This is a genomic window from Staphylococcus sp. IVB6240 (assembly GCF_025558425.1).
GTDB lineage: Bacteria > Bacillota > Bacilli > Staphylococcales > Staphylococcaceae > Staphylococcus.
Genome location: NZ_CP094718.1, coordinates 894,616 through 918,991 on the forward strand (window position 1 = coordinate 894,616; position 24,376 = coordinate 918,991).

Below are 24,376 nucleotides of genomic sequence, written 5' to 3' on the forward strand. Positions count from 1 at the left end.
ATGGTAAAAATAGCTGTAGATATGATGGGTGGCGACGATGCACCACAAATCGTCTTAGAAGCTGTAGAAAAGGCAATCAATGATTTTGAAGATCTAGAAATAATCCTATTTGGTGACGAAGCGCAATATACGTTAAACCATCCACGTATTACATTCCGTCATACTTCAGAAAGAATCACAATGGAAGATGAACCGGTTCGTGCGATTAAAAGAAAAAAAGATAGTTCAATGGTTCGCATGGCAGAAGCAGTGAAAAATGGTGAAGCAGAAGCCTGTGTTTCTGCTGGGAATACAGGTGCGTTAATGTCAGCTGGATTATTTGTTGTTGGCCGATTACCAGGTGTTGCAAGACCTGCGCTTGTTGCGACGATTCCATCTGTCAGTGGAAAAGGAACGGTGTTATTAGACTTAGGTGCCAATGCAGATGCCAAAGCAGAACATCTTTATCAAAATGCTGTTTTAGGTCATGTTTATGCTAAAAAATTACGTGGTATTGAAAATCCAAAAGTTGCATTGTTAAATATTGGGACAGAAGCGCAAAAAGGCAATAACTTAACAAAAGCAGCATATAAATTAATGGCAGAAACATCACAATTTAATTTTGTCGGTAATATTGAAGCGAAATCAATTTTAGAAGATGAAGCAGATGTTATTGTGACAGATGGCTTTACTGGTAACATGATTTTGAAAAACTTAGAAGGTGTTGCAAAATCATTTGGAAAAGTCATTAAGCAAAATATTTTATCAAGTGCTAAAAATAAATTGGCAGCACTTGTATTGAAAAAAGATATTAAAGGCATCGCGAAACAAATGGACTATTCGGAATACGGTGGTTCAGTGTTGCTTGGACTAGATGGCGTTGTTGTAAAGACACATGGTAGTTCGAACGCCAAAGCATTTTATTCAGCCATCCGCCAGGCAAAAGTCGCATCTGAAACTAAAATTGTAGATAATATGCGTGAAATGGTTGGTGAAGCGAGTGAGTAAAACAGCTTTTATGTTTCCAGGTCAAGGGGCACAAAAAGTAGGTATGGCTAAAGATTTATATGAAGGAGATACTTCAGCAAAATCACTTTTAGATACTGCAGAGACTAGTGTGAACTTCGACTTATTGGAAACAATGTTTGAAGATACCAAGGGTGTTTTATCACAAACAGAAAATACACAGCCTGCATTATTAGCTCATAGTGCAGCACTATATACAGCAATGGGGCAACCTGAAGCAGATTATGTAATAGGACATAGTCTTGGAGAATATTCTAGTCTTGTTGCGAATGGTGTACTAGCATTTGAAGATGCTGTTAAGATTGTCCGTCGTCGTGGAGAGTTAATGGCACAAGCCTTTCCAAGTGGTGTAGGGAGCATGGCTGCTGTCCTTGGCTTATCACTTGAAGAAGTAAGAGACATTTGTGATAAAATTTCAACGGATGAAGCAGTGGTAGAACCTGCCAATATCAATTGCCCGGGTCAAATTGTTGTATCAGGTCATGCAACGGCGATTAATCAACTTGTTAAAGAAGGAAAGTCTTTAGGTGCGAAACGTGTGATGCCATTGCAAGTGTCTGGTCCATTCCATGCGTCAATGATGAAAGTCATTGCAGATGATTTTTCAGATTATATCAATCAATTTGACTGGCATGATGCAAAAGTACCTGTTGTTCAAAATGTTCATGCACAGGGTGAAACAGATGCAGAAGTGATCAAAGCACATATGATTGAGCAATTGTATTCACCTGTACAATTTATTGATTCAATAGAATGGTTGATTGCACAAGGTGTCACACACTTTGTAGAAATTGGTCCTAATAAAGTGTTATCGGGTCTTGTAAAGAAAATTAATAGAGATGTTAAAATAACTTCGATTCAAACACTCGAAGATGTAAAGGAATGGTTAGCGAATGACTAAAGTAGCATTAGTAACTGGTGCATCACGTGGTATTGGACGTAGTATCGCATTACAACTCGCTGAAGAAGGTTATCATGTTGTTGTAAACTATGCAGGTAATAAAGAAAAAGCAGAAGCAGTCGTTGCAGAAATTCAAGATAAAGGGCAAGAAAGTATCGCCATTCAAGCAAACGTTGCCAATGGAGATGAAGTGAAAGCGATGATCAAAGAGGTTGTTCAAACTTTCGGTTCAGTGGATGTGCTTGTAAATAATGCAGGTATTACGCGTGATAACTTACTGATGCGTATGAAAGAACATGAGTGGGATGATGTTGTTGATACAAACTTAAAAGGTGTGTTTAACTGTATCCAAAAAGTAACACCTCAAATGTTAAGACAACGCCAAGGACGTATTATTAACTTAACAAGTGTTGTTGGTGCAGTTGGGAATCCTGGTCAAATTAACTATGTTGCAACAAAAGCAGGTGTGATTGGGATGACCAAAACAGCAGCACGTGAATTGGCATCGCGTAATATTACAGTGAATGCTGTTGCACCAGGATTTATCGTATCAGATATGACAGATGCATTGAGTGATGAGTTGAAAGAGACAATGAAAGGTCAAATTCCACTCGGTCGTTTTGGACAAGATACAGATATCGCACATACTGTTGCGTTTTTAGCATCTGAAAAAGCAAGTTATATCACTGGTCAGACGATTCATGTCAACGGTGGTATGCACATGGAATAAATCTGCTATATGGCAGGATCCATGCTATAATATAAAGGAAACGCCTTGTTAAGAAAACACACGATGACGTGGCTTGTAATTCTGACAATATCATGGCAAAATATAACAGTCGGGTATGATCAGTTAAAAGAATCACTACAGTCGACCAAGGGTGTATCCTTGAATCTTTAAAGGAGGTGACAGACTGTGGAAAACTTCGATAAAGTAAAAGACATCATCGTTGACCGTTTAGGCGTAGATGCTGATAAGGTCACTGAAGGTGCATCATTCAAAGATGATTTAGGCGCAGATTCACTTGACATCGCAGAATTAGTGATGGAATTAGAAGATGAATTCGGTACAGAAATTCCGGATGAAGAAGCGGAAAAAATCAATACAGTAGGCGACGCTGTTAATTTCATTAATACACTTGAAAAATAATTAATTTCATCTGAGTCGATGTTTGTCGGCTCAGTTTTTTTACTAAAAGATGTTTTTATACCATTAATTTGCAATAAAAAAAGGAGGCAATAGAAATGGCTAAGTTGAGCAAAGAAACACTGGTTGAAATATTTAGAGAAAAATTCGATCAAAAAATGAAAGAGCTAGGGTTACCTTACAATAACGTAGACATATATCAACAGGCATTTTCACATTCAAGTTTTATTAATGATTTCAATATGCCACGCTTAATGCACAATGAGCGATTAGAATTTTTAGGTGACGCGGTATTAGAATTGACGGTATCACGCTATTTATACGATCAATATCCTCATCTACCTGAGGGGAATTTGACAAAGATGCGTGCAACAATTGTGTGTGAACCCTCACTTGTAATATTTGCGACGAATATTGATTTGAATCCATTAATTTTGTTAGGTAATGGCGAAGAAAAAACAGGGGGGCGTACACGTCCAGCCTTAGTTTCAGATGCATTTGAAGCGTTTGTAGGGGCATTATATTTAGATCAAGGGTTAGAAGTTGTGCGACAATTTGCGGAATATGCGATTTTCCCACATATTGAAGATGAGACATTGATGGGGGTTGTTGATTTCAAAACGAAACTTCAAGAATATATCCATCAATATCATTTAGGTGAATTAACCTATCGTATTGCAAAAGAAGAAGGCCCTGCGCATAACAAACAATTCACATCTGAAGTATTGTTAGATGCAAAACCTATTGCAGTAGGTCAAGGTAGAACAAAAAAAGAATCAGAACAAAAGGCAGCTGAAAGAGCCTATGTAAAAATGACCAATAAGGAGTAAGCGATGGTGTATTTAAAGTCTATTGATGCATATGGTTTTAAGTCTTTTGCAGAACCGACTCAAATACAGTTTGATAAAGGTGTCACAGCAATTGTAGGACCAAATGGTAGTGGAAAGAGTAATATTACCGATGCGATCAAATGGGTATTAGGTGAGCAATCTGCACGTTCATTACGTGGTAGCAAGATGGAAGATATTATTTTCTCAGGTGCTAAACATCGAAATGCACAAAATTATGCAGAAGTGCAGTTGAAGCTTGATAATTCTCAACGTATTCTTAATATTGATGCGGATGAAGTTGTTGTTACACGTCGATTGTATCGTAGTGGAGAGAGTGCATATTATTTAAATAATGATCAACAACGTTTAAAAGATATAACAGAGCTTTTTCTTGATTCTGGTTTAGGCAAGGAAGCTTTTAGTATTATTTCTCAAGGTCGTGTTGATGAAGTATTAAATGCAAAACCGATTGATCGACGTCAAATTATTGAAGAATCTGCTGGTGTTTTGAAGTATAAGAAGCGTAAAGCGGCATCATTAAATAAACTTGAACAAACAGAAGATAACTTGACGCGAGTAGAAGATATTCTTGTTGATTTGGAGGCACGTGTAGAACCTTTAAAAGAAGAAGCGGCGATTGCCAAAGAATATACAGCACTCTCTGAAATTTTACAGGAAAGTGATGTCAAAGTAACGGTGCATGATATTGACGCTTATAAGGCACAAATTGCAGAACACGATGAAACGCTTAATGATTTGAAGGGCGAACAAGAACGTGCGCAAAGTAAAAAACATCATTTGATGCATACCATTAAATCAAAAAAGGGAGAGCGATTTGATCTTGATAGTCAGTTAGAACAACTCAATGCAAAACTTATAGAAGCTACAGAGCAAGTTGAAAAACTGACAGGCCAATATCATCTGATTGAAGAGCGTCAAAAAAACCAATCTCAGACCAATGCCAGAATAGAAGAAGAGCAGTTGGATTTGAACGCACAACAAACTGATGTCGATCAAGAATTGTCAGAAGTGCAGGAACAATTTGCTGCGTTGAAAAAACAAAAACAACAACTGACACAGGAAGTTCATGAACTCGAAACGGCATATCATGACCTACAGTCTATTAAAGATGAGGATGTAGAAACGTTAAAGGATCAATATTATCAGTTAATGACTGAGCAATCTGCTATTAATAACGAGATTCGCTTTTTGACACGTACACTTGAAGAACATCAAAAGAAACAATCACGCTTAGATTCACGCATGTCTGAGTCTTATGCCAAATTAAATGAAGCTAAGACAGAACTAGCACGTGTTAAATCAGAACAGCAAGAAAAACAAAAACAACTTGAAAGTGTCACAACGAGAAGTAAAGAAACAGAATTGGCACTCACTGAAGTGACACAGCTACAATCTGAGTCTGAAGAAAAGTTACATCAAGCCTATCGCTACAATGATAAATTGAAGTCACGTATTGATAGTATGAAAATGCGAGAAGATGATTTGAGCTTTTTCTATCAAGGTGTCAAAGCAGTGCTAAAAGCGACAGATACTTTGAAAGGGATTCACGGTGCTGTAGCACAGAAAATTGATGTACCTTCTAAGTATACGACTGCGATTGAAACGGCATTAGGGGCAAGTATGCAACACGTCATCGCAACAGATGAAGCATCGGCACGCCAAGCGATTCAATATTTAAAAACGAAGCGACTTGGACGTGCAACATTTTTACCACTGAATGTCATTAAATCTAAACAAATGGAGCCGTATTTGGTTCAAAAAGCACAACAACATCCAGGTTTTATCGCTGTAGCGAACGATGTAGTATCAACTGAACAAGTATATCAACCAATTATGAATCATTTATTAGGTCGCATACTGATTGTAGATGAACTTAAGCATGCCAATGAAGTGGCACAAATGATTGGTTATAAAGTACGTATTGTTACATTAGATGGCGACGTTGTTAATCCAGGTGGTTCAATGACAGGTGGCGGTACCGCACAACGTCAATCGTTATTACGTCAAAAAGATGAAGTTCATCAGTTAGAGGAACAACTTGCAGATTATCTAGAAAAAACTAAGCAACTAGAACGTTTCTGTGCTGATAAAAAGGCAGAGCAGACACGATATAGTGATGAATATGTGAAGTTACAACAACAATACAATCACTTAAAACAAGTACTACATGACTTAGACTTGGAACATGATCGATATCAAGAAATCGTACAACGCCTTCAACATGATCATGAAGCATTTGAATTTGAAAAAAATGATGGCTATCAACGTGATAAAGGTGAGGCAACACTTGCTGAACAAGAAAAGCGCAAGGATGAAATTGAAGCGCAACTTACTACTTTGGATCGCCAAATTAAGCAATTGACAACAGAAACAAAAGCAGGGAAAGCACAACTTGCTGAATGTCAGCAACAGTTACATCAGAAACAATCTGACTTAGCCGTGTTAAATGAACGTCTGCGTACACAAAAACAGACAGAAACACGATTAAAACAAACGCATGATCAAATCAAAACACAACAACAAAAATTAAAAGAACAATTAGCCATTGTGAATTCTGATGAAGTAAATGATGATACGACATTGAAAAAGTTAGAAACAGAAATCCAATCGACGCAATCACAAAAAGACTTGTTGATACAAGAACAGGATGAATTGCGCATTAAACGTCAATCGATTGAACAATTGATTGAATCAAATGAACATGCATTGGAAGATACACATCAACAACTTCTAATGGTTGAAAATCGCTACCAAGAAATAAAAGGGGCGCAATCACGTTTGGATGTTCTAATTGATCATGGCCTTAACCATTTGTCGACGCGCTATCATATGACCTATGAACATGCTGCCAAAACCTATCCTGATCATGGACAAGAGATAGAGGCATTGCGACAAAAAGTAAAATTAACACAAATGTCTATTGATGAATTGGGGCCTGTCAATATGAATGCAGTCGCACAATTTGAAGAAGTCAACGAACGCTATACATTCTTAAGCGCACAACGTGATGATTTGCGAGAAGCAAAGGCAACGCTGGAACAGTTGATTGATGAAATGGACCAAGAAGTAGTCACACGCTTTAGTGAAACATTCCATGCAATTCAAAAGCATTTTTCAGAAGTATTTCAAACGCTTTTTGGTGGCGGACAAGCAGAATTGCTATTGACTGAAGATGATTATCTTACAGCAGGTGTGGATATTAAAGTTCAACCACCGGGCAAGAAGTTACAACACTTGTCATTACTCAGTGGGGGTGAACGCGCGTTGAGTGCCATTGCATTATTATTTGCGATTTTACAAGTACGATCAGCACCTTTTGTTATATTAGATGAGGTGGAAGCAGCACTTGATGAAGCAAATGTCATGCGTTATGCATCTTATTTAAAAACACTCTCTGAACAAACGCAATTCATTGTTATTACACATCGTAAAGGGACAATGGAAATGTGTGATAGACTGTATGGCGTAACCATGCAAGAACTGGGAGTATCTAAATTAGTCAGTGTGAATTTAAATACAATTGATGAAGTGATGAAGGAGGAGCAACAATAACATGAGCTTTTTTAAACGATTAAAAGATAAGTTTGCAAAGTCTGAAGAAGTGAAACCACAAGAGGAAAATGTTGAAACACAAACAGAACTAAGCAGTGATGAAGAAGATTCGGCCCAAAAAGTAACATCTGACGTATCACAAACGTCATCAGCAACAAATGACGATTGGTCTCATCAAGACTTTGATGATGACTTAATTTCAATTGAAGAATTTGAAGAAATTGAATCTCAAAAAATTGGTGCGAAGTTCCGTGATGGACTTGAAAAGTCACGTGAGAACTTCCAAAATCAATTAAATAATTTATTAGCCCATTATCGAAAAGTTGATGAAGATTTCTTTGAAGCATTAGAAGAAATGTTGATTCAAGCAGATGTTGGCTTTAATACGGTCATGGAATTAGTAGATGAGTTACGTATGGAAGCAAAACGTCGTAATATCACAGAGACCGTCGACTTACGTGAAGCCATTGTTGAAAAAATTGTTGAAATCTATCATCAAGAAGACGACAAATCTGAAGAGATGGCAATTGAAGATGGACGTTTAAATGTCATTTTAATGGTGGGTGTCAACGGTGTAGGTAAAACAACAACAATCGGTAAACTAGCGCATCGTTACAAATCACAAGGTAAAAAAGTAATGTTAGCAGCTGGTGACACATTCCGTGCGGGGGCTATTGAACAGCTTGAAGTATGGGGTGAACGTGTCGGCGTTGAAGTCATTCGCCAAGGTGAAGGTGCGGATCCAGCAGCAGTGATGTACGATGCGATGAATGCAGCGAAAAATAAAGGTGCAGATATCTTAATTTGTGATACTGCAGGTCGTTTACAGAACAAACAAAACTTAATGAATGAACTTGAAAAAGTAAAACGTGTAATTGGTCGTGCGATGCCAGATGCACCACATGAAGTTTTATTATGCTTGGATGCAACAACAGGTCAAAACGCGTTAGCACAGGCAAAAGCATTTAAAGAAGTAACGAATGTAACAGGGATTGTATTAACGAAATTAGATGGAACAGCTAAAGGTGGTATTGTACTTGCAATCCGTAATGAAATGCATATTCCAGTTAAATATGTAGGACTTGGTGAGCAAATGGATGACCTTCAACCATTTAATGCAGAAAGTTACGTGTATGGTTTATTTGCAGATATGATTGAAGAAAATGTTGCGGATGAAGAAACACAAACAGAAGAGGCAGACAGTGATGGCAGAGAATGATTTAATCAAAACATTACGCATGAATTATTTATATGATTTTTATCAATCATTACTCACTGAAAAACAACGTAATTATTTACGCTTATATTATTTAGAGGACTATGCATTGAGTGAAATAGCAGATACATTTGAAGTGAGCCGCCAAGCCGTGTATGATAACATAAGAAGAACGGGTGAGCTTGTAGAAGATTATGAAGAGAAGCTCGGCTTATACCGTCGTTTCACTCGGCGCCAAGAGTTATATCGTGCGTTGCGTGATCATATTCATGAACCAGAAACACTCGAACAATATATACAAGAATTGGAAGAATTAGAATAAGGAGGGTCACTTTATGGCGTTTGAAGGATTATCCGATCGTTTACAAGCGACAATGCAAAAAATTAAAGGCAAAGGTAAAGTGACTGAAGCTGATATCAAGACAATGATGCGTGAAGTACGACTGGCTTTACTTGAAGCAGACGTTAACTTCAAAGTAGTTAAAAACTTTGTTAAGACAGTTTCAGAACGTGCACTTGGCTCAGATGTCATGAAATCACTCACACCTGGACAACAAGTCATCAAGATTGTTCAAGAAGAATTGACAACGTTAATGGGTGGAGACAACAGCTCGATTACAATGGCGAAAAAGCCACCAACAGTTGTGATGATGGTTGGTTTACAAGGGGCAGGTAAAACAACAACTGCAGGTAAGTTAGCACTCTTAATGCGCAAGAAATACAACAAAAAGCCACTATTAGTTGCTGCTGATATTTATCGACCTGCTGCCATCAAACAATTACAAACGGTGGGTAAGCAAATTGATATCCCTGTTTATTCAGAAGGCGATCAAATTAAACCACAACAAATTGTTGAAAATGCTTTAAATCATGCCAAAGAAGAACACTTAGATTTTGTGATTATCGATACAGCAGGTCGTCTGCATATTGATGAAGCATTGATGAATGAATTGCAAGAAGTCAAAGAAATTGCAAAACCAAATGAAATTATGTTGGTTGTAGATGCGATGACAGGTCAAGATGCTGTCAATGTAGCTGAATCATTCGACCAACAACTTGATGTAACAGGTGTTACTTTAACAAAATTAGATGGGGATACACGTGGTGGTGCAGCGCTATCTATTCGTGCCGTCACACAGAAACCAATCAAGTTTGTCGGTATGAGTGAGAAAATGGATGGATTAGAACTCTTCCATCCAGAACGTATGGCATCTCGTATTCTTGGTATGGGTGATGTTTTAAGCTTAATTGAAAAAGCGCAACAAGATGTTGATGAAGAAAAAGCTAAAGATCTTGAGAAAAAAATGCGTACTTCATCATTTACATTGGATGACTTCCTAGAACAATTGGATCAAGTGAAAAACTTGGGCCCATTGGATGACATTATGAAAATGATTCCTGGTATGAACAAAGTAAAAGGCTTGGATCAATTAAATATGAGTGACAAGCAAATTGATCATATCAAGGCGATTATTCAATCAATGACATTAGACGAAAGAGAACATCCAGAAAAATTGAACGTATCTAGAAAACGTCGTATTGCGAATGGTTCAGGTCGTTCATTACAAGAAGTCAATCGTCTTATCAAACAATTTAATGATATGAAGAAGATGATGAAACAATTTACAGGTGGCGGTAAAGGTAAAAAAGGCAAACAAGGCCAATTACAAAACATGTTGAAAGGCATGAACTTACCGTTCTAGAAAATGATTTACAAGAAAATAAAAAGGTAAAGTATTTTCTCTTTACAAAGGTTCTATAACCTGTTATTATTATTTCTTGTAGATAACAAAACTTATGACTTTGAAGGAGAGAATTATAAATGGCAGTAAAAATTCGTTTAACACGTTTAGGTTCAAAAAGAAATCCATTCTATCGTATCGTTGTAGCTGACGCACGTTCACCACGTGATGGTCGTATTATCGAGCAAATCGGTACTTACAACCCATCAGCAGTGAATGCACCAGAAGTTAAAATCGACGAAGAATTAGCTTTAAAATGGTTAAAAGACGGTGCGAAACCAACTGATACAGTTCACAACATCTTATCACGTGAAGGTATCTTAAAAACATTTGACGAACAAAAACGTTCAAAATAATACGAAACACACTTAAACAGTGGGACAAATCAAATAGTGGTTTTGTCTCACTGTTTTTATTAGAAATAAAGAAGATATGAAAGAAGCGTTTTAAATTCGAGCAGAACGGAAGCAATGCGCAAAATAGCTTTTTTATTTTGTTAAATTGAGAAGTTCTGCCGAGAATTTTGCTTCTGGAATACGGACATAAAGAAGATATGAAAGAAGCGCATTCGTAATAGAAAAATTGTAAGGAGGTAGTTTGTGTGAAGATTGAAGTAGGTACCATTGTGAATACACATGGTATTAAGGGGGAAGTGAAGGTAAAATCTGACTCTGACTTTACAGATGTTCGCTTCCAACCAGGTGAAGTCCTGCAAGCAGAATTAAAAGGGAAAACAACAGACCTCACTGTCAGAGGACATCGCATGCATAAAGGCTTGCACATGCTCACATTTGAAGGTATCCATAACATTAATGATATTGAGCATTTAAAAGGGGCTAAGCTCACTCAGGAACGTGATCATGAAGAGATAGAATTAGAAGAAAATGAATTCTATTATTCTGATATCATTGGCTGCACAGTGTTTAATGGGGATGAACCAATAGGTCGTGTGACAGAAATTTTTGAAACAGGTGCAAATGATGTCTGGGTCGTTAAAGGCGAAAAAGAGCACCTTATCCCTTACATTGCAGATGTTGTACAAAGTGTAGATGTCGATGCGAGAAAAATCGTGATTACACCAATGGAAGGATTGTTAAATGAATGAGAATTGACTATTTAACACTATTCCCTGAAATGTTTGAAGGTGTATTAAATCAATCTATTTTGAAACGAGCGCGTGAAAAAGGTCAGCTATCCACACAAACGATTAATTTTAGAGATTATGCAAACAATAAACATAATCAAGTGGATGACTATCCGTTTGGTGGCGGTCAAGGAATGGTATTAAAACCAGAACCGATATTCAATGCGATGAGAGAGCTAGAGACGACACCAGAGACACGTGTGATTTTAATGACACCACAGGGACAACCATTTAATCAAAAGCTTGCAGAATCATTGTCTGAAGCAGAGCACCTTGTTTTTATTTGCGGACATTATGAAGGGTATGACGAGCGCATTCGTAAGCAACTTGTTACTGATGAGATTTCGGTAGGTGACTACGTTTTAACAGGTGGGGAACTACCTGCTATGGTTATGACCGATGCAATTGTCCGTTTATTACCGGATGTACTTGGCAATCAAGTATCACACGAAGATGATTCATTTTCAAGTGGCTTATTGGAATATCCGCAATACACACGTCCAAGATCATTTGATGGTCATGATGTACCAGATGTATTGTTATCAGGTAATCATGCACATATTGAAAAATGGCGTCATGAACAATCGTTATATCGAACATTTACAAAGCGTCCGGATTTATTAGCATCTTATCCATTAACGGATGAAGATAAAAAAATTATCGAACGTTTCAAAAGATGATTGAATTATAATCTGAAGTATGCTAGTATATTTTAAGTGTGAAAGCACAAATAACACTATGATCCGCTGCTATTTATTGTCAAGGCAAGAACATAGTTTGAAGGAGAGAATAAATAATGACAAACCACAAATTAATCGAAGCAGTAACACAATCACAATTACGTGATGATATTCCATCATTCCGTCCTGGTGACACTTTACGTGTACACGTACGTATCGTAGAGGGAACTCGCGAACGTATCCAAGTATTCGAAGGTGTTGTAATTAAACGTCGCGGTGGCGGTATCTCAGAAACTTTCACAGTTCGTAAAATTTCTTCAGGTGTTGGTGTTGAACGTACATTCCCTGTACACACACCAAAAATCGAGAAAATCGAAGTGAAACGCCGTGGTAAAGTACGTCGTGCGAAACTTTATTACTTACGTAGCTTACGTGGTAAAGCAGCACGTATCCAAGAAATCCGTTAATCATATCGTACATCCACAGTGCGATACTAACATAAAAACAGGCTTGATATCTGATAATCAGATATTAAGTCTGTTTTTTGATTTTATGCAATTTGCCGTTACAATGTTAAGCATATTGACCCTAAAGAAAGATAAAAGCAATAGAAAACAAACCAAAAAGAATCGACAGCCCCATAATAGAAAGGTTGTCGATTCTTTAAATTTATATTTTGCGGCGTAACCACCCACGATATATAAAGGCACTGACTAATCCAATTATCGTTAAGGCAACGTAAATACGCCAATAAGGTAGTTCGTAGCTGAGTATTAAACTACGATCTCCTTTTTTAACTGGAATCACCGTTTGTAAGCCATTTCCTTGCTTTACAGGTCTTGCTTCTCCATTCGCTTCTGCTTTCAATCCATTACGGTATGGAAGCGGAAGTACAAGATAAGAAGATGTCTTTGGATGCAAATCAACGCGCATATGTCGTTGATGTTGTGTGACTTTAACAGGGGTCACATCTTGTTGTGCTTGTTTTAAGGTTTCGTAGTTTTCACCATAAATTCCTTTAATTTTCACACGATATGTTCCTTTTTTGAGTTTAAGCTGCATCGTTTCTTTAGCAGGAACCCTTACTGTGATATGTGTAACAAAGCGTTTATATTTATAATCTAATCTCGTACGACGTTGATGGAAATCATCGACTTTTAAATAGTGTGCTTGATCTGGACTTAGCAATTCGACGTCCATCTCTAAGTAATAGTCTTTATATTGCTTTTGAGCATTTGCTGGCATTGAAATATCGAGGCCACCAAGTGTCTTCTTAACTTTTAAGCGATTACCATCTTTTTCAGCATCACGGGGTGTTATCGTCGCTGTTTTTAAAAGATTAGGGTTGGCTTTAAATGTCGTATTCTTTGATTCCCCATTTAATACAACACCTTGTAACATGGCATGTTCACGATCAAGCGGTGATTTTAAATCTTTCTCATCATATACTTTAGAAGTAAGATGAGTAGCGGGGTAATGAAAAGTATTTTGACTATGCAACCATGTCGTATTGCCTTCTTGAATCTGTTCTTCAGGTTTCATACCAAAAGCAATAGATGGGTCATCTCCTTTTTTAATTCGGTCAGACACACCCCATAATGCATAGAGGTTCGCACGATCACCGAGTAGACGATATGTACTGTTACTATCATATTCCATATTAATCTGCATCTGTTTATCATAGTATTCTAGAATTTCACCATCAAAGATACTTGAATAAAGTGCAACACCGTTAAAACCATAAATCATACTTGAATTAACTGCATAGTTACTCATGTAATCAATGCGTTCAAGAGGTGATTGTCTATCTGTGATTTCATCTATTTTTTTCTGAAGTTCAGCGCTGTGATACTTCGCTGAATGAAGCCTTGATGTGTCCGCTTCATGCGGGATGATATTATTTGTATGATAGTTTAATAATAATAGAAACTGCTGAATCACAAATAAGCCAGCAATGAGATACATTATTTGTTTAGATATTGGCTTTCGATAATATACATAATAGGCTAGTATCATCAAGATGAGAGCACTCGCAATCATCCACCACATACGACCTTCAGAAAAGAAGAGAGTTGCAAATCCTAAAGGAATCAATGGCGATAGAGAAATTAAATAATCTCGCCATGTGAGTTCGGTAATGTATCGCAACCATATTGAAATAAGAACACTCGTTGATAAGATGAGTAAGTAACCCCAACGTCTTTGCGGGTATGAAAATCCATTGAACATGCTATCAAAATAAGGTGTAAGTGCACCGAATAATAATACCCAAGTTAATATTGCGAACATGCGATAGTAATAATAGCGGTAAAACTTGAAAGTGAACAATGCGACCAGTGCTATAAAAGTAATTGTAAAATAAAAGCCGTTTGAAAAAATATGATATTTTTGTGAGAAATCAATGACGGCTGGAATTTCAAAATCATTCAGCTGTCGGTCATTATTTGTAAATGAGTGAACACCTGTTAAAAAACCGAATGATGCAATACATAAACTCATCAGCACAGCTGGAATGAGTAACCATAATTTTTTCCAACGTGTAATGACGTCATCTGGGTGTGTGAAAATCATACGATAGATTAAATAGGCACCCAGCGCCAAAGCTTCATAGTAACTAAAATAAAAGTTAGAAAATAATGTAAATGCTATGGCAACAATAAAAAGCCCAATCTTCCGTTTTCTAAAAAAGCGTTCCATTGCCCAAATAGAAAGGGGTAAGAATAGCATGATGTCACCAAAAAATGACCAAGTAAAGTTAAAATAATATAAAATTGTTGATGTACTATACAACATCGCTCCTACAAAACGATAAGGGTTACGCAAATTAAACTTTTTAAACATACCGTACGTCACTAAGAAAGTTAAAACACATTTGAAATACGCAACAAAAATTTGATTTGCGGGCCAAAAATCAATTTGTGATGGATCTATAGAGGCAAACATTTGAAAAAGTTTGATACATAGGAAGTTAATATACATTATAGGAGAGGTTGTGTAGTAATAAGATAAATCTGTAAAATAATCTCCGCCTAGTCCTAAACCAATATCATAAAAAGAGGATAGGCTAGACATACGTTCATATAGGAAAAGTTGGAACGGCATCATTTGTTTGAAGCCGTCTCCTTCTCCGCTATGAATGACACCGTGTGCAAGGAAGCGATAGAGTACCGGGGCGTACACAATCGCACCTACAAAAAATGCAAGTAGTACAATTTTCATCCGACCTCGGATGCGGTAGTTATTCTTCAATTTCTTTCACTCTTTCTTCTTTCACTCAAAGGCTAGAAGCGCTTCGTTAAAATAAACTTTGATAAAACATATGTGATTGGAATTGTAACGATAAGCCCAACAAATGGCGCAATCGATTCATTGAAATCCAAGAAGTCTACAAATAGATAGATGAGCAATGTTTGAACACCCATATTGACGACTTGTGTAAGTGGAAATGCTAAGAACTTTTTAAGTGTTGGTTTCACCTTGTAAACGAAATAACAATTTAAATAATACGAGATGATAAAAGCTACAATAAATCCAATAATATGACTGATTAAATATTGTATATGAAATACGTGTAATAACAGTAAATAGACAATGTAATAGTTAACTGTATTTAATCCGCCTACAATAATAAAACGGATTATTTCAAAAAGACGTTCGTTTTTCATCTTTATAAATCCTACTTTCGTATATGATACTAAGCACAATTGTACTTAAAGCATAAAACCTACTGATAAAATATACCATAAAACATTCTTCATAGGTTATCAATTTTGTGTCGGTAAATGGATAATTACTAAGGAAATCATCCTTAAGCAGAAGCTGAAAAACATAAATGGCTGTTCTAACAAATATAAGTTTATAAAATAATGAATTAAAAAACGATAATTTGATGAAATGTATGTATTATTCAAACTCATTTTTGTAGTTTAATTTATTTTTTCAAATCAAAATAGTATCATCAGTGTATCAACAAGGAGAACACACATGAACTACATCAAATATTTAGATACCGCTATATTTATTTTGGCCACGAGCTTATTTATCTTTTTTCAAAATATGCTTTTGTTCGCATCAATCATAATCATCATACTATTTATACGCGTAATAATTGGTTTCCGTTACCAAGAAGGAATTGTCATAAAAGGTATAGCGCTTATTTCAATAATAGGAAATGTCCTACTTGTTATGTGGCAAAGCTATCCAGTAATGACCATTTCTATACTGATAACAGCGATAGGTAGCTTAATTCGAATATTTTATGATATACGAACATACAGACCTCAAAAAACAAATATGATTCAAAAATTGATTGCATTGTCAGGTTATATGTTTTTGATTCTGTTACGCGTGATTTTAATGGGACTGACATATAACGCATTTTATCCCGACACATTAACACGTGCATCCCAGGATATTATAGCCGGAAAATTGACTGGTAAAACACAAAAGTCAGAAAGTAATGACGGGACGATGTATTACAAAAATATTGTTTATGAACAGCACCAAGATAATACAGTATTAGATATTTATACCTCACCAGAACCTAAAGGCACTTTATTTTATATTCATGGTGGAGGATATGCTTTTGATGACAAAACTTATCGTGAACAATCTTTATATCAATTTGTGAAACAAGGTTACAATGTGGTCAACATCAACTATACTTTAAGCCCTGACGCACATTATCCTGATACACTTGTTCAAGCCAATCAAGCACTTTCATATGTGATAAAACATGCTGAAACATATGGTATAGATCCAAGTAAAATGATCTTTTCTGGTGACTCAGTGGGTGCGCAAGTCAGTGGACAGTTGGTATTGTTACTTACCAATCAAAGTTATGCTAAAGAATTGGGAATTGTACCTGCAAATGTAGACAATCACATGGTACCTAAAGGCTTTATTTCAGTGAGTGGCCTATTAGATACCCCTGAAGTAGGGAATACACAACTATTTGCGACAGATTGGTTATTCGAAACGCTGATTCGTTCTTATTTCCAAACGAATGATGTAGCGCATTCGGAGGAAGTGATGGAATCTTCTATCTTAAATAATGTAAATAAGCAATTTCCACCAACTTTTATGAGTGATGGGAATTTTGGTTCATTTACAAAACAGGCACAGGCACTTCATCACAAATTAAAGCACTTAGGTGTAGACTCTCAACTCGTCGTATTTGATCAATCAGAAGCATTACTTTTTCATGTATTTGAACTTAAAGTTGAAAATTCGTATGCACAAAAAGTACATACAGCACAATTGGATTTTATGGCGTCTGTGTTGGAACAATAATTAAAAAGAAACCTGATTTCTTAATAAGGAACTAAGATATAGTGCTCAGCTCATTCCTTTGAATATAGAAATAAGTTAAATAGCAGTGAGTGTCTGAAGTGAAAAACTTCTAGTCACCTTTTCTAGGGTGGGACGAAAAAATCTTTTAAAGTGACAAAGATTTTTTTGTCCCACTCCTTTTTATGTCAAAACTTGATATTAAACAATTTTTTTCTACATATCATGTACTATCCTTAAATTAACAAGGAGGTCATCATATGCAAAAGCTTATCTTAAAATATAAGAATTACTTACTACTCATTGTTACATTGTTATTAGTTGTGGCAATTGTTACACATATCACCTTGGGCAATACAATGATAGTAGAAGGACTTTTAGTTATTGCTTCTATCTTCGGTGGGGCGCCGATCTTTGTACAAGCAATACAAGCATTGAAAGTGCGAATAGTCAGTATTGATTTACTTGTCTCTATTGCAATCATTGGGGCATTATTTGTTAAAAATTTTGAAGAATCTGCTGTCGTGGCCTTTCTATTTTTATTAGGGGCTTATCTAGAACAACGTACATTAAATAAAACACGGTCTGCGATTCAAAATTTAGTCGCATTATCACCAGAAACAGCATTAAAACTAGAAAGTAACGGAGAGTTCGTTGAAACAGACATTGATGAGATCGACGTCTCTGATACGATACTTGTAAAAACTGGAACAAGTGTCCCTGTTGATGGTGTCGTCACATTCGGAGGTGGGACCGTTAATGAAGCGAGTATTACAGGTGAATCCATCCCTGTTTCTAAGGAAGTTGGCGACAAAGTTTTTGCAGGAACAATGTTGGAAGATGGCATGTTACATGTTAAAACAGAACGAGTCGGGGAAGAAACGACATTCGGTAAGATTATTGAGTTAGTGGAAGAGGCTCAAGACTCAAAATCTGAAGCGGAACGATTTATTGATCGATTTGCAAAATACTACACGCCATTTATTTTAGTATTAGCCATTGTCATTTGGATGGTTACGAAAAACTTAGAACTCGCTGTGACAATTCTTGTCCTTGGATGTCCAGGTGCATTAGTTATTGGTGTACCCGTATCTAACGTTGCAGGATTAGGAAATGGTGCGAGAAATGGCATCTTATTGAAAGGCAGTGAAGTCATTCATCGCTTAAGTCATATTGATACCATTTTATTCGATAAAACTGGAACTTTAACTTATGGGACGCCTCGCGTAAATGAAGAAATCATCTATTCAAATATGCACAAGAATGCGATTAACTATTTGGTGAGTCTGGAGTCTTCATCAAACCATCCACTCGCCAAAGCGATTATCGATTATTATGATGTAGTTGAAAAATATGAAGTCACTGATTTAAATGTAGTCAAAGGTGGCGGGATGACTGCGACAATTGATGGCCAGCAAATCATCGTAGGTAACCGTCAAATTTTAGACCAATTTGAAGTTGAAATCACAGAAACAATCAACAATGATATTGTACGTCTTGAAAGTGAAGGGAACTCAATTGTCATCACAGTAGTGGATGGCACAATCGCATTGATCCACGGCATACAAGATCAAGTTCGAGATGGACTAAAACAAGATCTAGAACGATTAAAAGCATTAGGTGTCAAAAAACAAATTGTCTTATCAGGTGATAACCAAGGGACAGTGAATCGTGTCGTCCAAGCATTAGCGTTAACGGAAGGCCGTGGCAATATGCTGCCTAATGATAAATCAGCTTTCGTTAGTCAATTACAGAAAAATAATGAAACTGTTGCTTTTATTGGGGATGGTATCAATGACAGTCCATCACTTGCACTTGCTGATATTGGTATTGCAATGGGTTCTGGAACAGATGTTGCTATTGAAACGTCCAATGTTGTTTTAATGAATGAAGATTTCCATCATTTGCCACACGCTATTGGGTTAGCCAAAGCGATTAGAAGAAATATGATTCAAAATATTGTGATCGCATTGCTCGTTGTCGTCGTACTTCTGTTAAGTATTATATTCAGTAATTGGATGAATATGGCAATTGGCATGTTTGTCCACGAAGCGAGTATTTTAGTTGTTATATTAAATGGTATGCGCCTAATAAAATATAAACAAAAAATATGAAAAACTTAATAGATATCAATTTCTAAAACGTTATAAATTGTTACGATAAAACTACCAAATATGAGAGGAAGATTATTATGAAAAACGCTACTTTAAAATTAGAAACACTCACTTGCCCATCATGTATTCAGAAAATAGAAGCTGCAATGAAACGTTTAGAGGGTGTCAATGCAGAGACTGTCAAAGTGATGTTCAATGCCAGTAAAGTAAAAGCAACATTCGATTCAGAAAAAGTAAACTTAGATCAAATTGTGAATACGATTGAATCAATGGGATATGAAGTTTTAAAAGCAACGGAAAAGTAAGGAATACCAACGGAATCATCAGCATCTGAGAATCAGATTGTTTAACTTAAAAATCTGATATCAAATAGTTCAATAAAAGGTTTGGGTACGTTAAACTGAAGGTAGAATAACAAGCTCAGAGGAGGGATTTGATGTCAGAACATTTGTGTGTGTCGTTGGTCCCATTATTCCATCAACTCGACAAAGAAGACCTGGAAAGAATTAACGAACGTGCTAAGGTATCCCATTTCCAAAAAGGCGATGTCATCTTTCAACCAGGTGATGAGCAACTCTATATTGTTGCCCAAGGGAATATGAAAATCTATCAATTATCGAGTAATGGCAAAGAACAATTATTACGTGTTGTTGAACCAGGAAATTATGAAGGGGAAAGCCAATTATTCGGTGTTGAAAATGAGGCGCGTTTTGGAGAGGCTTTAGGGAAAACAACAATTTGTTCAATTAGCAAAAAAGATTTTAATGAGATTTTGGTAGAACACCCACATCTTTCTATGAAATTACTAGAGTTCAACATGCAAAAAGTGGCACAGTTAGAGCAACAAACACAATTTCTTTCAATGGAGAAAATTGAAGAACGACTCGTATCATATTTATTAGATCTTATGACAGCTGAGGAAAGTGACAAGGTGGTTATCCCGATGTCTATGAAAGACTTAGCTACTTTCCTAGGGACAACACCAGAAACATTATCAAGAAAGTTAAAATATCTTGAACAATTGGGTTACATTGATAGAAAAGGACGAAATATTTCAATTTTAGATGTTTCAGGTTTAGAAAATATATGAATAACTGATGAGAGGTGTTAGATCGTTTGCATCATATATGTGAGTGATGATGGCACCTTTTTTCATGTTCTTTTTTATAAAATATTTAGAGGATATCTATCATAACCATTACGGAGTCATCTATTTAAAAATTGAAACAACGTTCATAAAAAATCATGTTACAATATAGAATGGTTTAAACAATCAGAAATATATAGAACACATCGTGATAGCGTGTGATGTTAAGATAAAAAATTTTGAAACATGTATTTTTATGGTGAAAGGAAGATAAATATAATGGCAACAATACAATGGTTCCCTGGACATATGGCAAAAGCAAGACGTGAAGTGACTGAACAATTAAAAAAGGTTGATGTTGTATTTGAATTAGTGGATGCACGTATTCCATATAGTTCACGAAATCCGATGATTGATGAAGTGATTCAGCAAAAACCACGTGTCGTTATTTTAAATAAAAAAGACATGGCAAATGAACGTGAAATGTCAAAATGGTATGCGTTCTTCAAGGATAAGGGGGCATATTCAGTTGCGGTAGATGCCAAGCACGGTAAAGGTTTGAAACAAGTTGAAGCGGCAGCAATCGAAGCAACAAAAGAAAAATTTGCACGTGAAAAAGCGAAAGGACTTAAACCACGTGCCATTCGTGCGATGATCGTTGGCATTCCAAACGTTGGAAAGTCGACATTAATTAATAAACTAGCCAACCGTTCTATTGCACAAACAGGTAATAAACCGGGTGTGACGAAACAACAACAATGGATTAAAGTTGGGAAGTCACTTCAATTATTAGATACGCCAGGGATTTTATGGCCGAAGTTTGAAGATCAGCTTATCGGTAAAAAACTGAGTCTGACAGGTGCGATTAAGGATAGTATTGTCCATTTGGATGAAGTGGCGATTTATGGCTTGAATTTTCTAATTGAACACGATTATGAAAGCCTTATTCAACACTATAAAATTGATGTACCGAAAGATGCGGAAAACTTAGAATGGTTTGATGCGATTGGTCGTAAACGTGGCTTATTGCAACGAGGAAATGAAATAGACTACGAAGCGGTTATAGAGTTGATTATTAATGATATTCGTAATGCAAAAATCGGTGCATACTGTTTTGACCTATATGATGAATTGAAGGAAATGTCAGATGACAGAGATTAAGAAGAAAACCATTCAAGAAATCAAAGCATTACTGGCAGATGTTCCGACAATTGATATGCTTGATGCGCACCCAGATCGTAATGATACGCGTAAAGGAGTACAGGCAGCTTTTCGATCCCGTCGAAAACAACTGGAAAAACAGGAACAATTAGTGAAACAGTATGCACGGATGTCTCGCTACGAACAAGATATTTTAGAAAGACAACCTGACGCATTAATATGTGGTATTGATGAAGTAGGACGTGGCCCATTAGCGGGTCCCGTTGTTGCGAGTGCTGTGATATTGGAACCGAATCATCAACATATCGGTATTAATGATTCTAAACAGTTGAATGCAGAAAAACGTGAAGTATTGAATCAGTCATTGAAAGAAAATGTTCGATCATGGGGGATTGGTGTTGCAACAGTTGAAGAGATTGACACGCTAAACATTTATGAGGCAACTAAGTTAGCAATGTATCGTGCCATTGAAGACTTATCTGTAACACCTACTCACTATTTAATCGATGCGATGACACTAGAGCAACTAAAAGCGCCTCAACAAAATATTATTAAAGGCGATGCCAATAGTGTGTCTATTGCAGCGGCTAGCATTATCGCTAAAGTATACCGAGATGACTTAATGGGTGCATACGCTAAAGATTATCCTGGATATGATTTTGAGCATAATGCAGGATACGGGACGGCTAAACATCTTGCTGGACTAGAGAGTCAAGGTATTTGTCCAATCCATCGTTTATCATTTGAACCCATCAAATCACGATATAAGTAAATCATTTTCGTTTGTATAATCACTCATTTGTTTAACAGGTGAGTGATTTTTTTGATACTTTGCGCTATGAGTACTATTACAATATAATGGAAGTAAGTGTGATGAGTGAATCATGTTTAATATTTAATAAATCGAAAGGATGATTGAATGAAAAAGTTGATTACAATGAGTAGTGTTTTAATACTCTTTCTTATGACATTAAGTGCATGTGGTAGAGAAGAACCTGTAAAATCTCCTGATCAAGAAGCGATAAAAAAATATAAACATGAACTTGTCTATTATGAAATTTTAAACAACGGTGACGAAGATTATCCTAAAGTAGATATTGCGTACAAACAAAAAGGAAAACTAAAACATATGTATACGAACTTAGACTATGTTTATGAACATATTATTGAAGATGATAGTGCGCCATTTTTTGTGAAAGACGGGAAGAAGGTACATGTATATCGTCCACCATATATGACATTCGGTGACGATCATGTAGAAGGAGAAATAGTCGAAAAGAGTGAATTGAGTGATGGCCAATGAGAAATCGACTTTTTGTCACGTTCATTTGCTTTTTCATGCTGCCATTATTAATTCCTGAACAAATGGAAGCGAACAGTACGACTTCATCAACGCAATCTACAACGAGTTCCTCATCGAGTAGTGCATCTCGTTCAAGTATGACAGCAAGACAATCGTCAATCAATGCAAGCCGACAATCTATGCAACGTGCACAACTTAACAGTGCGAGACAAAATGCGACTAGAAGTCAACAATTGCAAGGAACAAAACAACGTGGGGTGCAGAAAAGTAGAACTACTAGTCAACAGCAATTGAAATCATCATCAAGTTACCATCCAATGGTGCCTGTTCGATCAACATATCATGAAGGGTTGCCTTTTTATATGCAATATCAAATTACGGGTTATTATAATAACTTACTATTTTATCAAATGATAACAGGTCATAAATATCATCATGATTCACAATTACAAAAGAAAATGTCCATCGAATCTCAAAAGCAAATTTTAAAAAAATATGTGAAAGATGGCGAAAAGTTATATACTGTGACGATAAAAGGGAACAACGATCAAGAACGTCTTATTGTATTGACTAAAGAGGAATATGAAAAAGTTCAGCAAGGTCAAAGTGTTCGATATCATCAGGGCCATATTGAAGTAACCCAATAGAAGATCATAGTAAATAGTTTTCAAACGTCTAGATTTATGTTTTACTAAATATATACATGCCAAAAAGAAAGGGATATGTTAATTTATGGATGAAACATTACAAAAGCTATATTCAGTCTTAGTACATTTTGAAGAAAAAGAAGCTGAGATTACTGAAGACGAAGCAACATTAGCAAAAATCAAAAATGAAATTGAAGAAAACTTAAATGTATCAGTAGAAGAATTATCACAATTAGATCTTATTCGTTTATTGAAAGAACACAACTTTGTCGTAGAATCTGCTGAAGACGATCAAAAAATTGTGAGTGTTCCGATGGATGAAGAAACACAAGTGACATTCCAAACTGATAAATAATACATCAATGCGAATCATAACGCCTCTGTTTGTTTATTCAAACGGGGTGTTTTTTTATTACAAGTTGGGACGCTGATGCAATATCATATATTTGTATACAGTTTTATGAATGGTGTCTTAAGCGAGTGTTTTTTGTTTTGAATGGCTTAAAATACAAAAAATGAATATATGAAAGTAGTATG

The 24,376-nt window shown here is 36.2% G+C and carries 24 protein-coding genes; 22 read left to right on the top strand and 2 right to left on the bottom strand.

Annotated elements, in window-relative coordinates; translation table 11 throughout:
- The 13 genes from plsX to rplS all read left to right on the top strand — a co-directional run bounded on the left by plsX (position 1) and on the right by rplS (position 12,705).
- Complete coding sequence (plsX, locus tag MUA88_RS04445; RefSeq protein ID WP_262605866.1) at positions 1–987, top strand: phosphate acyltransferase PlsX; 987 nt, start codon at positions 1–3, stop codon at positions 985–987.
- A complete protein-coding gene (gene fabD / locus MUA88_RS04450; protein ID WP_262604912.1) occupies positions 980–1,906 on the top strand; it encodes an ACP S-malonyltransferase in 927 nt (308 codons plus the stop codon). Before plsX ends, fabD begins: the two co-directional genes overlap by 8 nt.
- Positions 1,899–2,636 (top strand): 3-oxoacyl-[acyl-carrier-protein] reductase, encoded by a 738-nt coding sequence (gene fabG, locus MUA88_RS04455; RefSeq protein WP_262604913.1) that lies wholly within the window; start codon positions 1,899–1,901, stop codon positions 2,634–2,636. The genes fabD and fabG overlap by 8 nt, the downstream gene beginning before the upstream one ends.
- 186 nt (positions 2,637–2,822) lie before the next feature.
- The gene (locus tag MUA88_RS04460; RefSeq protein ID WP_044361001.1) at positions 2,823–3,056 is read left to right on the top strand and encodes an acyl carrier protein; all 234 of its coding nucleotides are present in this window, start codon (positions 2,823–2,825) and stop codon (positions 3,054–3,056) included.
- Positions 3,057–3,151: 95 nt separating this feature from the next.
- Entirely contained in the window at positions 3,152–3,883 is a 732-nt protein-coding gene (rnc, locus tag MUA88_RS04465; RefSeq protein ID WP_262604914.1) for a ribonuclease III, read from the top strand.
- A 3-nt stretch (positions 3,884–3,886) separates the two neighbouring features.
- On the top strand, positions 3,887–7,456 hold the full coding sequence (gene smc, locus MUA88_RS04470) for a chromosome segregation protein SMC (RefSeq protein ID WP_262605867.1): 3,570 nt from the start codon (positions 3,887–3,889) through the stop codon (positions 7,454–7,456).
- A gap of 1 nt (position 7,457) precedes the next feature.
- Positions 7,458–8,675: a signal recognition particle-docking protein FtsY gene (gene ftsY / locus MUA88_RS04475; RefSeq protein ID WP_262604916.1), complete on the top strand. Its 1,218-nt coding sequence runs from the start codon at positions 7,458–7,460 to the stop codon at positions 8,673–8,675.
- A complete protein-coding gene (locus MUA88_RS04480; RefSeq protein WP_262604917.1) occupies positions 8,662–8,994 on the top strand; it encodes a putative DNA-binding protein in 333 nt (110 codons plus the stop codon). The genes ftsY and MUA88_RS04480 overlap by 14 nt, the downstream gene beginning before the upstream one ends.
- A gap of 13 nt (positions 8,995–9,007) precedes the next feature.
- Positions 9,008–10,375, top strand: coding sequence for a signal recognition particle protein (ffh, locus tag MUA88_RS04485; protein WP_262604918.1), 1,368 nt, complete (start codon positions 9,008–9,010; stop codon positions 10,373–10,375).
- Between the two features lie 119 nt (positions 10,376–10,494).
- Complete coding sequence (gene rpsP / locus MUA88_RS04490; RefSeq protein ID WP_095116331.1) at positions 10,495–10,770, top strand: 30S ribosomal protein S16; 276 nt, start codon at positions 10,495–10,497, stop codon at positions 10,768–10,770.
- A gap of 245 nt (positions 10,771–11,015) precedes the next feature.
- Positions 11,016–11,519: a ribosome maturation factor RimM gene (gene rimM / locus MUA88_RS04495; RefSeq protein ID WP_262604919.1), complete on the top strand. Its 504-nt coding sequence runs from the start codon at positions 11,016–11,018 to the stop codon at positions 11,517–11,519.
- Positions 11,516–12,238 (top strand): tRNA (guanosine(37)-N1)-methyltransferase TrmD, encoded by a 723-nt coding sequence (trmD, locus tag MUA88_RS04500; protein ID WP_262604920.1) that lies wholly within the window; start codon positions 11,516–11,518, stop codon positions 12,236–12,238. Before rimM ends, trmD begins: the two co-directional genes overlap by 4 nt.
- Before the next feature lie 116 nt (positions 12,239–12,354).
- Positions 12,355–12,705, top strand: a complete 351-nt coding sequence (gene rplS, locus MUA88_RS04505) for a 50S ribosomal protein L19 (RefSeq protein ID WP_044360991.1) — start codon at positions 12,355–12,357, stop codon at positions 12,703–12,705.
- 202 nt (positions 12,706–12,907) lie between these two features.
- Here the strand turns inward: rplS and MUA88_RS04510 are convergent, their stop codons facing one another.
- Together MUA88_RS04510 and MUA88_RS04515 are read right to left on the bottom strand one after the other, a co-directional pair.
- Positions 12,908–15,457 carry a YfhO family protein gene (locus MUA88_RS04510; protein ID WP_262604921.1) on the bottom strand — a complete coding sequence of 850 codons (2,550 nt, stop codon included), beginning with the start codon at positions 15,455–15,457 and terminating at the stop codon, positions 12,908–12,910.
- 62 nt (positions 15,458–15,519) lie between these two features.
- Entirely contained in the window at positions 15,520–15,903 is a 384-nt protein-coding gene (locus MUA88_RS04515; protein WP_262604922.1) for a GtrA family protein, read from the bottom strand.
- Between the two features lie 628 nt (positions 15,904–16,531).
- Between MUA88_RS04515 and MUA88_RS04520 the strand changes: the two genes are divergently transcribed.
- From MUA88_RS04520 to MUA88_RS04560, 9 genes are all read left to right on the top strand, one after another.
- On the top strand, positions 16,532–17,530 hold the full coding sequence (locus MUA88_RS04520) for an alpha/beta hydrolase (RefSeq protein ID WP_262605868.1): 999 nt from the start codon (positions 16,532–16,534) through the stop codon (positions 17,528–17,530).
- Positions 17,531–17,787: 257 nt separating this feature from the next.
- On the top strand, positions 17,788–19,641 hold the full coding sequence (locus MUA88_RS04525; protein WP_262605869.1) for a heavy metal translocating P-type ATPase: 1,854 nt from the start codon (positions 17,788–17,790) through the stop codon (positions 19,639–19,641).
- Between the two features lie 77 nt (positions 19,642–19,718).
- On the top strand, positions 19,719–19,946 hold the full coding sequence (locus MUA88_RS04530; RefSeq protein WP_262604925.1) for a heavy-metal-associated domain-containing protein: 228 nt from the start codon (positions 19,719–19,721) through the stop codon (positions 19,944–19,946).
- A 131-nt stretch (positions 19,947–20,077) separates the two neighbouring features.
- Positions 20,078–20,731, top strand: a complete 654-nt coding sequence (locus MUA88_RS04535; RefSeq protein ID WP_262604926.1) for a Crp/Fnr family transcriptional regulator — start codon at positions 20,078–20,080, stop codon at positions 20,729–20,731.
- A 276-nt stretch (positions 20,732–21,007) separates the two neighbouring features.
- Positions 21,008–21,889, top strand: a complete 882-nt coding sequence (gene ylqF, locus MUA88_RS04540; RefSeq protein WP_262605871.1) for a ribosome biogenesis GTPase YlqF — start codon at positions 21,008–21,010, stop codon at positions 21,887–21,889.
- The gene (rnhB, locus tag MUA88_RS04545) at positions 21,876–22,661 is read left to right on the top strand and encodes a ribonuclease HII (RefSeq protein ID WP_262604928.1); all 786 of its coding nucleotides are present in this window, start codon (positions 21,876–21,878) and stop codon (positions 22,659–22,661) included. The genes ylqF and rnhB overlap by 14 nt, the downstream gene beginning before the upstream one ends.
- A 147-nt stretch (positions 22,662–22,808) precedes the next feature.
- Positions 22,809–23,192: a hypothetical protein gene (locus tag MUA88_RS04550; RefSeq protein WP_262605872.1), complete on the top strand. Its 384-nt coding sequence runs from the start codon at positions 22,809–22,811 to the stop codon at positions 23,190–23,192.
- 35 nt (positions 23,193–23,227) lie between these two features.
- Positions 23,228–23,839 carry a hypothetical protein gene (locus MUA88_RS04555; protein WP_262605873.1) on the top strand — a complete coding sequence of 204 codons (612 nt, stop codon included), beginning with the start codon at positions 23,228–23,230 and terminating at the stop codon, positions 23,837–23,839.
- Positions 23,840–23,924: 85 nt separating this feature from the next.
- Positions 23,925–24,194 (top strand): hypothetical protein, encoded by a 270-nt coding sequence (locus MUA88_RS04560; RefSeq protein ID WP_262604931.1) that lies wholly within the window; start codon positions 23,925–23,927, stop codon positions 24,192–24,194.
- Positions 24,195–24,376: the final 182 nt, after the last annotated feature.

What these genes read in the sequence shown, in the direction of transcription:
- MUA88_RS04555 (WP_262605873.1), top strand. Translation starts at nt 23,228, where the DNA reads ATGCTGCCATTATTAATTCCTGAACAAATGGAAGCGAACAGTACGACT.
- rpsP (WP_095116331.1), top strand. Translation starts at nt 10,495, where the DNA reads ATGGCAGTAAAAATTCGTTTAACACGTTTAGGTTCAAAAAGAAATCCA.
- fabG (WP_262604913.1), top strand. Translation starts at nt 1,899, where the DNA reads ATGACTAAAGTAGCATTAGTAACTGGTGCATCACGTGGTATTGGACGT.
- smc (WP_262605867.1), top strand. Translation starts at nt 3,887, where the DNA reads ATGGTGTATTTAAAGTCTATTGATGCATATGGTTTTAAGTCTTTTGCA.
- plsX (WP_262605866.1), top strand. Translation starts at nt 1, where the DNA reads ATGGTAAAAATAGCTGTAGATATGATGGGTGGCGACGATGCACCACAA.
- trmD (WP_262604920.1), top strand. Translation starts at nt 11,516, where the DNA reads ATGAGAATTGACTATTTAACACTATTCCCTGAAATGTTTGAAGGTGTA.
- ffh (WP_262604918.1), top strand. Translation starts at nt 9,008, where the DNA reads ATGGCGTTTGAAGGATTATCCGATCGTTTACAAGCGACAATGCAAAAA.
- rnc (WP_262604914.1), top strand. Translation starts at nt 3,152, where the DNA reads ATGGCTAAGTTGAGCAAAGAAACACTGGTTGAAATATTTAGAGAAAAA.
- MUA88_RS04535 (WP_262604926.1), top strand. Translation starts at nt 20,078, where the DNA reads ATGTCAGAACATTTGTGTGTGTCGTTGGTCCCATTATTCCATCAACTC.
- MUA88_RS04515 (WP_262604922.1), bottom strand. Translation starts at nt 15,903, where the DNA reads ATGAAAAACGAACGTCTTTTTGAAATAATCCGTTTTATTATTGTAGGC.
- MUA88_RS04510 (WP_262604921.1), bottom strand. Translation starts at nt 15,457, where the DNA reads ATGAAAATTGTACTACTTGCATTTTTTGTAGGTGCGATTGTGTACGCC.
- MUA88_RS04560 (WP_262604931.1), top strand. Translation starts at nt 23,925, where the DNA reads ATGGATGAAACATTACAAAAGCTATATTCAGTCTTAGTACATTTTGAA.
- ylqF (WP_262605871.1), top strand. Translation starts at nt 21,008, where the DNA reads ATGGCAACAATACAATGGTTCCCTGGACATATGGCAAAAGCAAGACGT.
- rnhB (WP_262604928.1), top strand. Translation starts at nt 21,876, where the DNA reads ATGACAGAGATTAAGAAGAAAACCATTCAAGAAATCAAAGCATTACTG.
- MUA88_RS04530 (WP_262604925.1), top strand. Translation starts at nt 19,719, where the DNA reads ATGAAAAACGCTACTTTAAAATTAGAAACACTCACTTGCCCATCATGT.
- MUA88_RS04550 (WP_262605872.1), top strand. Translation starts at nt 22,809, where the DNA reads ATGAAAAAGTTGATTACAATGAGTAGTGTTTTAATACTCTTTCTTATG.
- rplS (WP_044360991.1), top strand. Translation starts at nt 12,355, where the DNA reads ATGACAAACCACAAATTAATCGAAGCAGTAACACAATCACAATTACGT.
- ftsY (WP_262604916.1), top strand. Translation starts at nt 7,458, where the DNA reads ATGAGCTTTTTTAAACGATTAAAAGATAAGTTTGCAAAGTCTGAAGAA.
- MUA88_RS04480 (WP_262604917.1), top strand. Translation starts at nt 8,662, where the DNA reads ATGGCAGAGAATGATTTAATCAAAACATTACGCATGAATTATTTATAT.
- MUA88_RS04520 (WP_262605868.1), top strand. Translation starts at nt 16,532, where the DNA reads ATGATTCAAAAATTGATTGCATTGTCAGGTTATATGTTTTTGATTCTG.
- MUA88_RS04525 (WP_262605869.1), top strand. Translation starts at nt 17,788, where the DNA reads ATGCAAAAGCTTATCTTAAAATATAAGAATTACTTACTACTCATTGTT.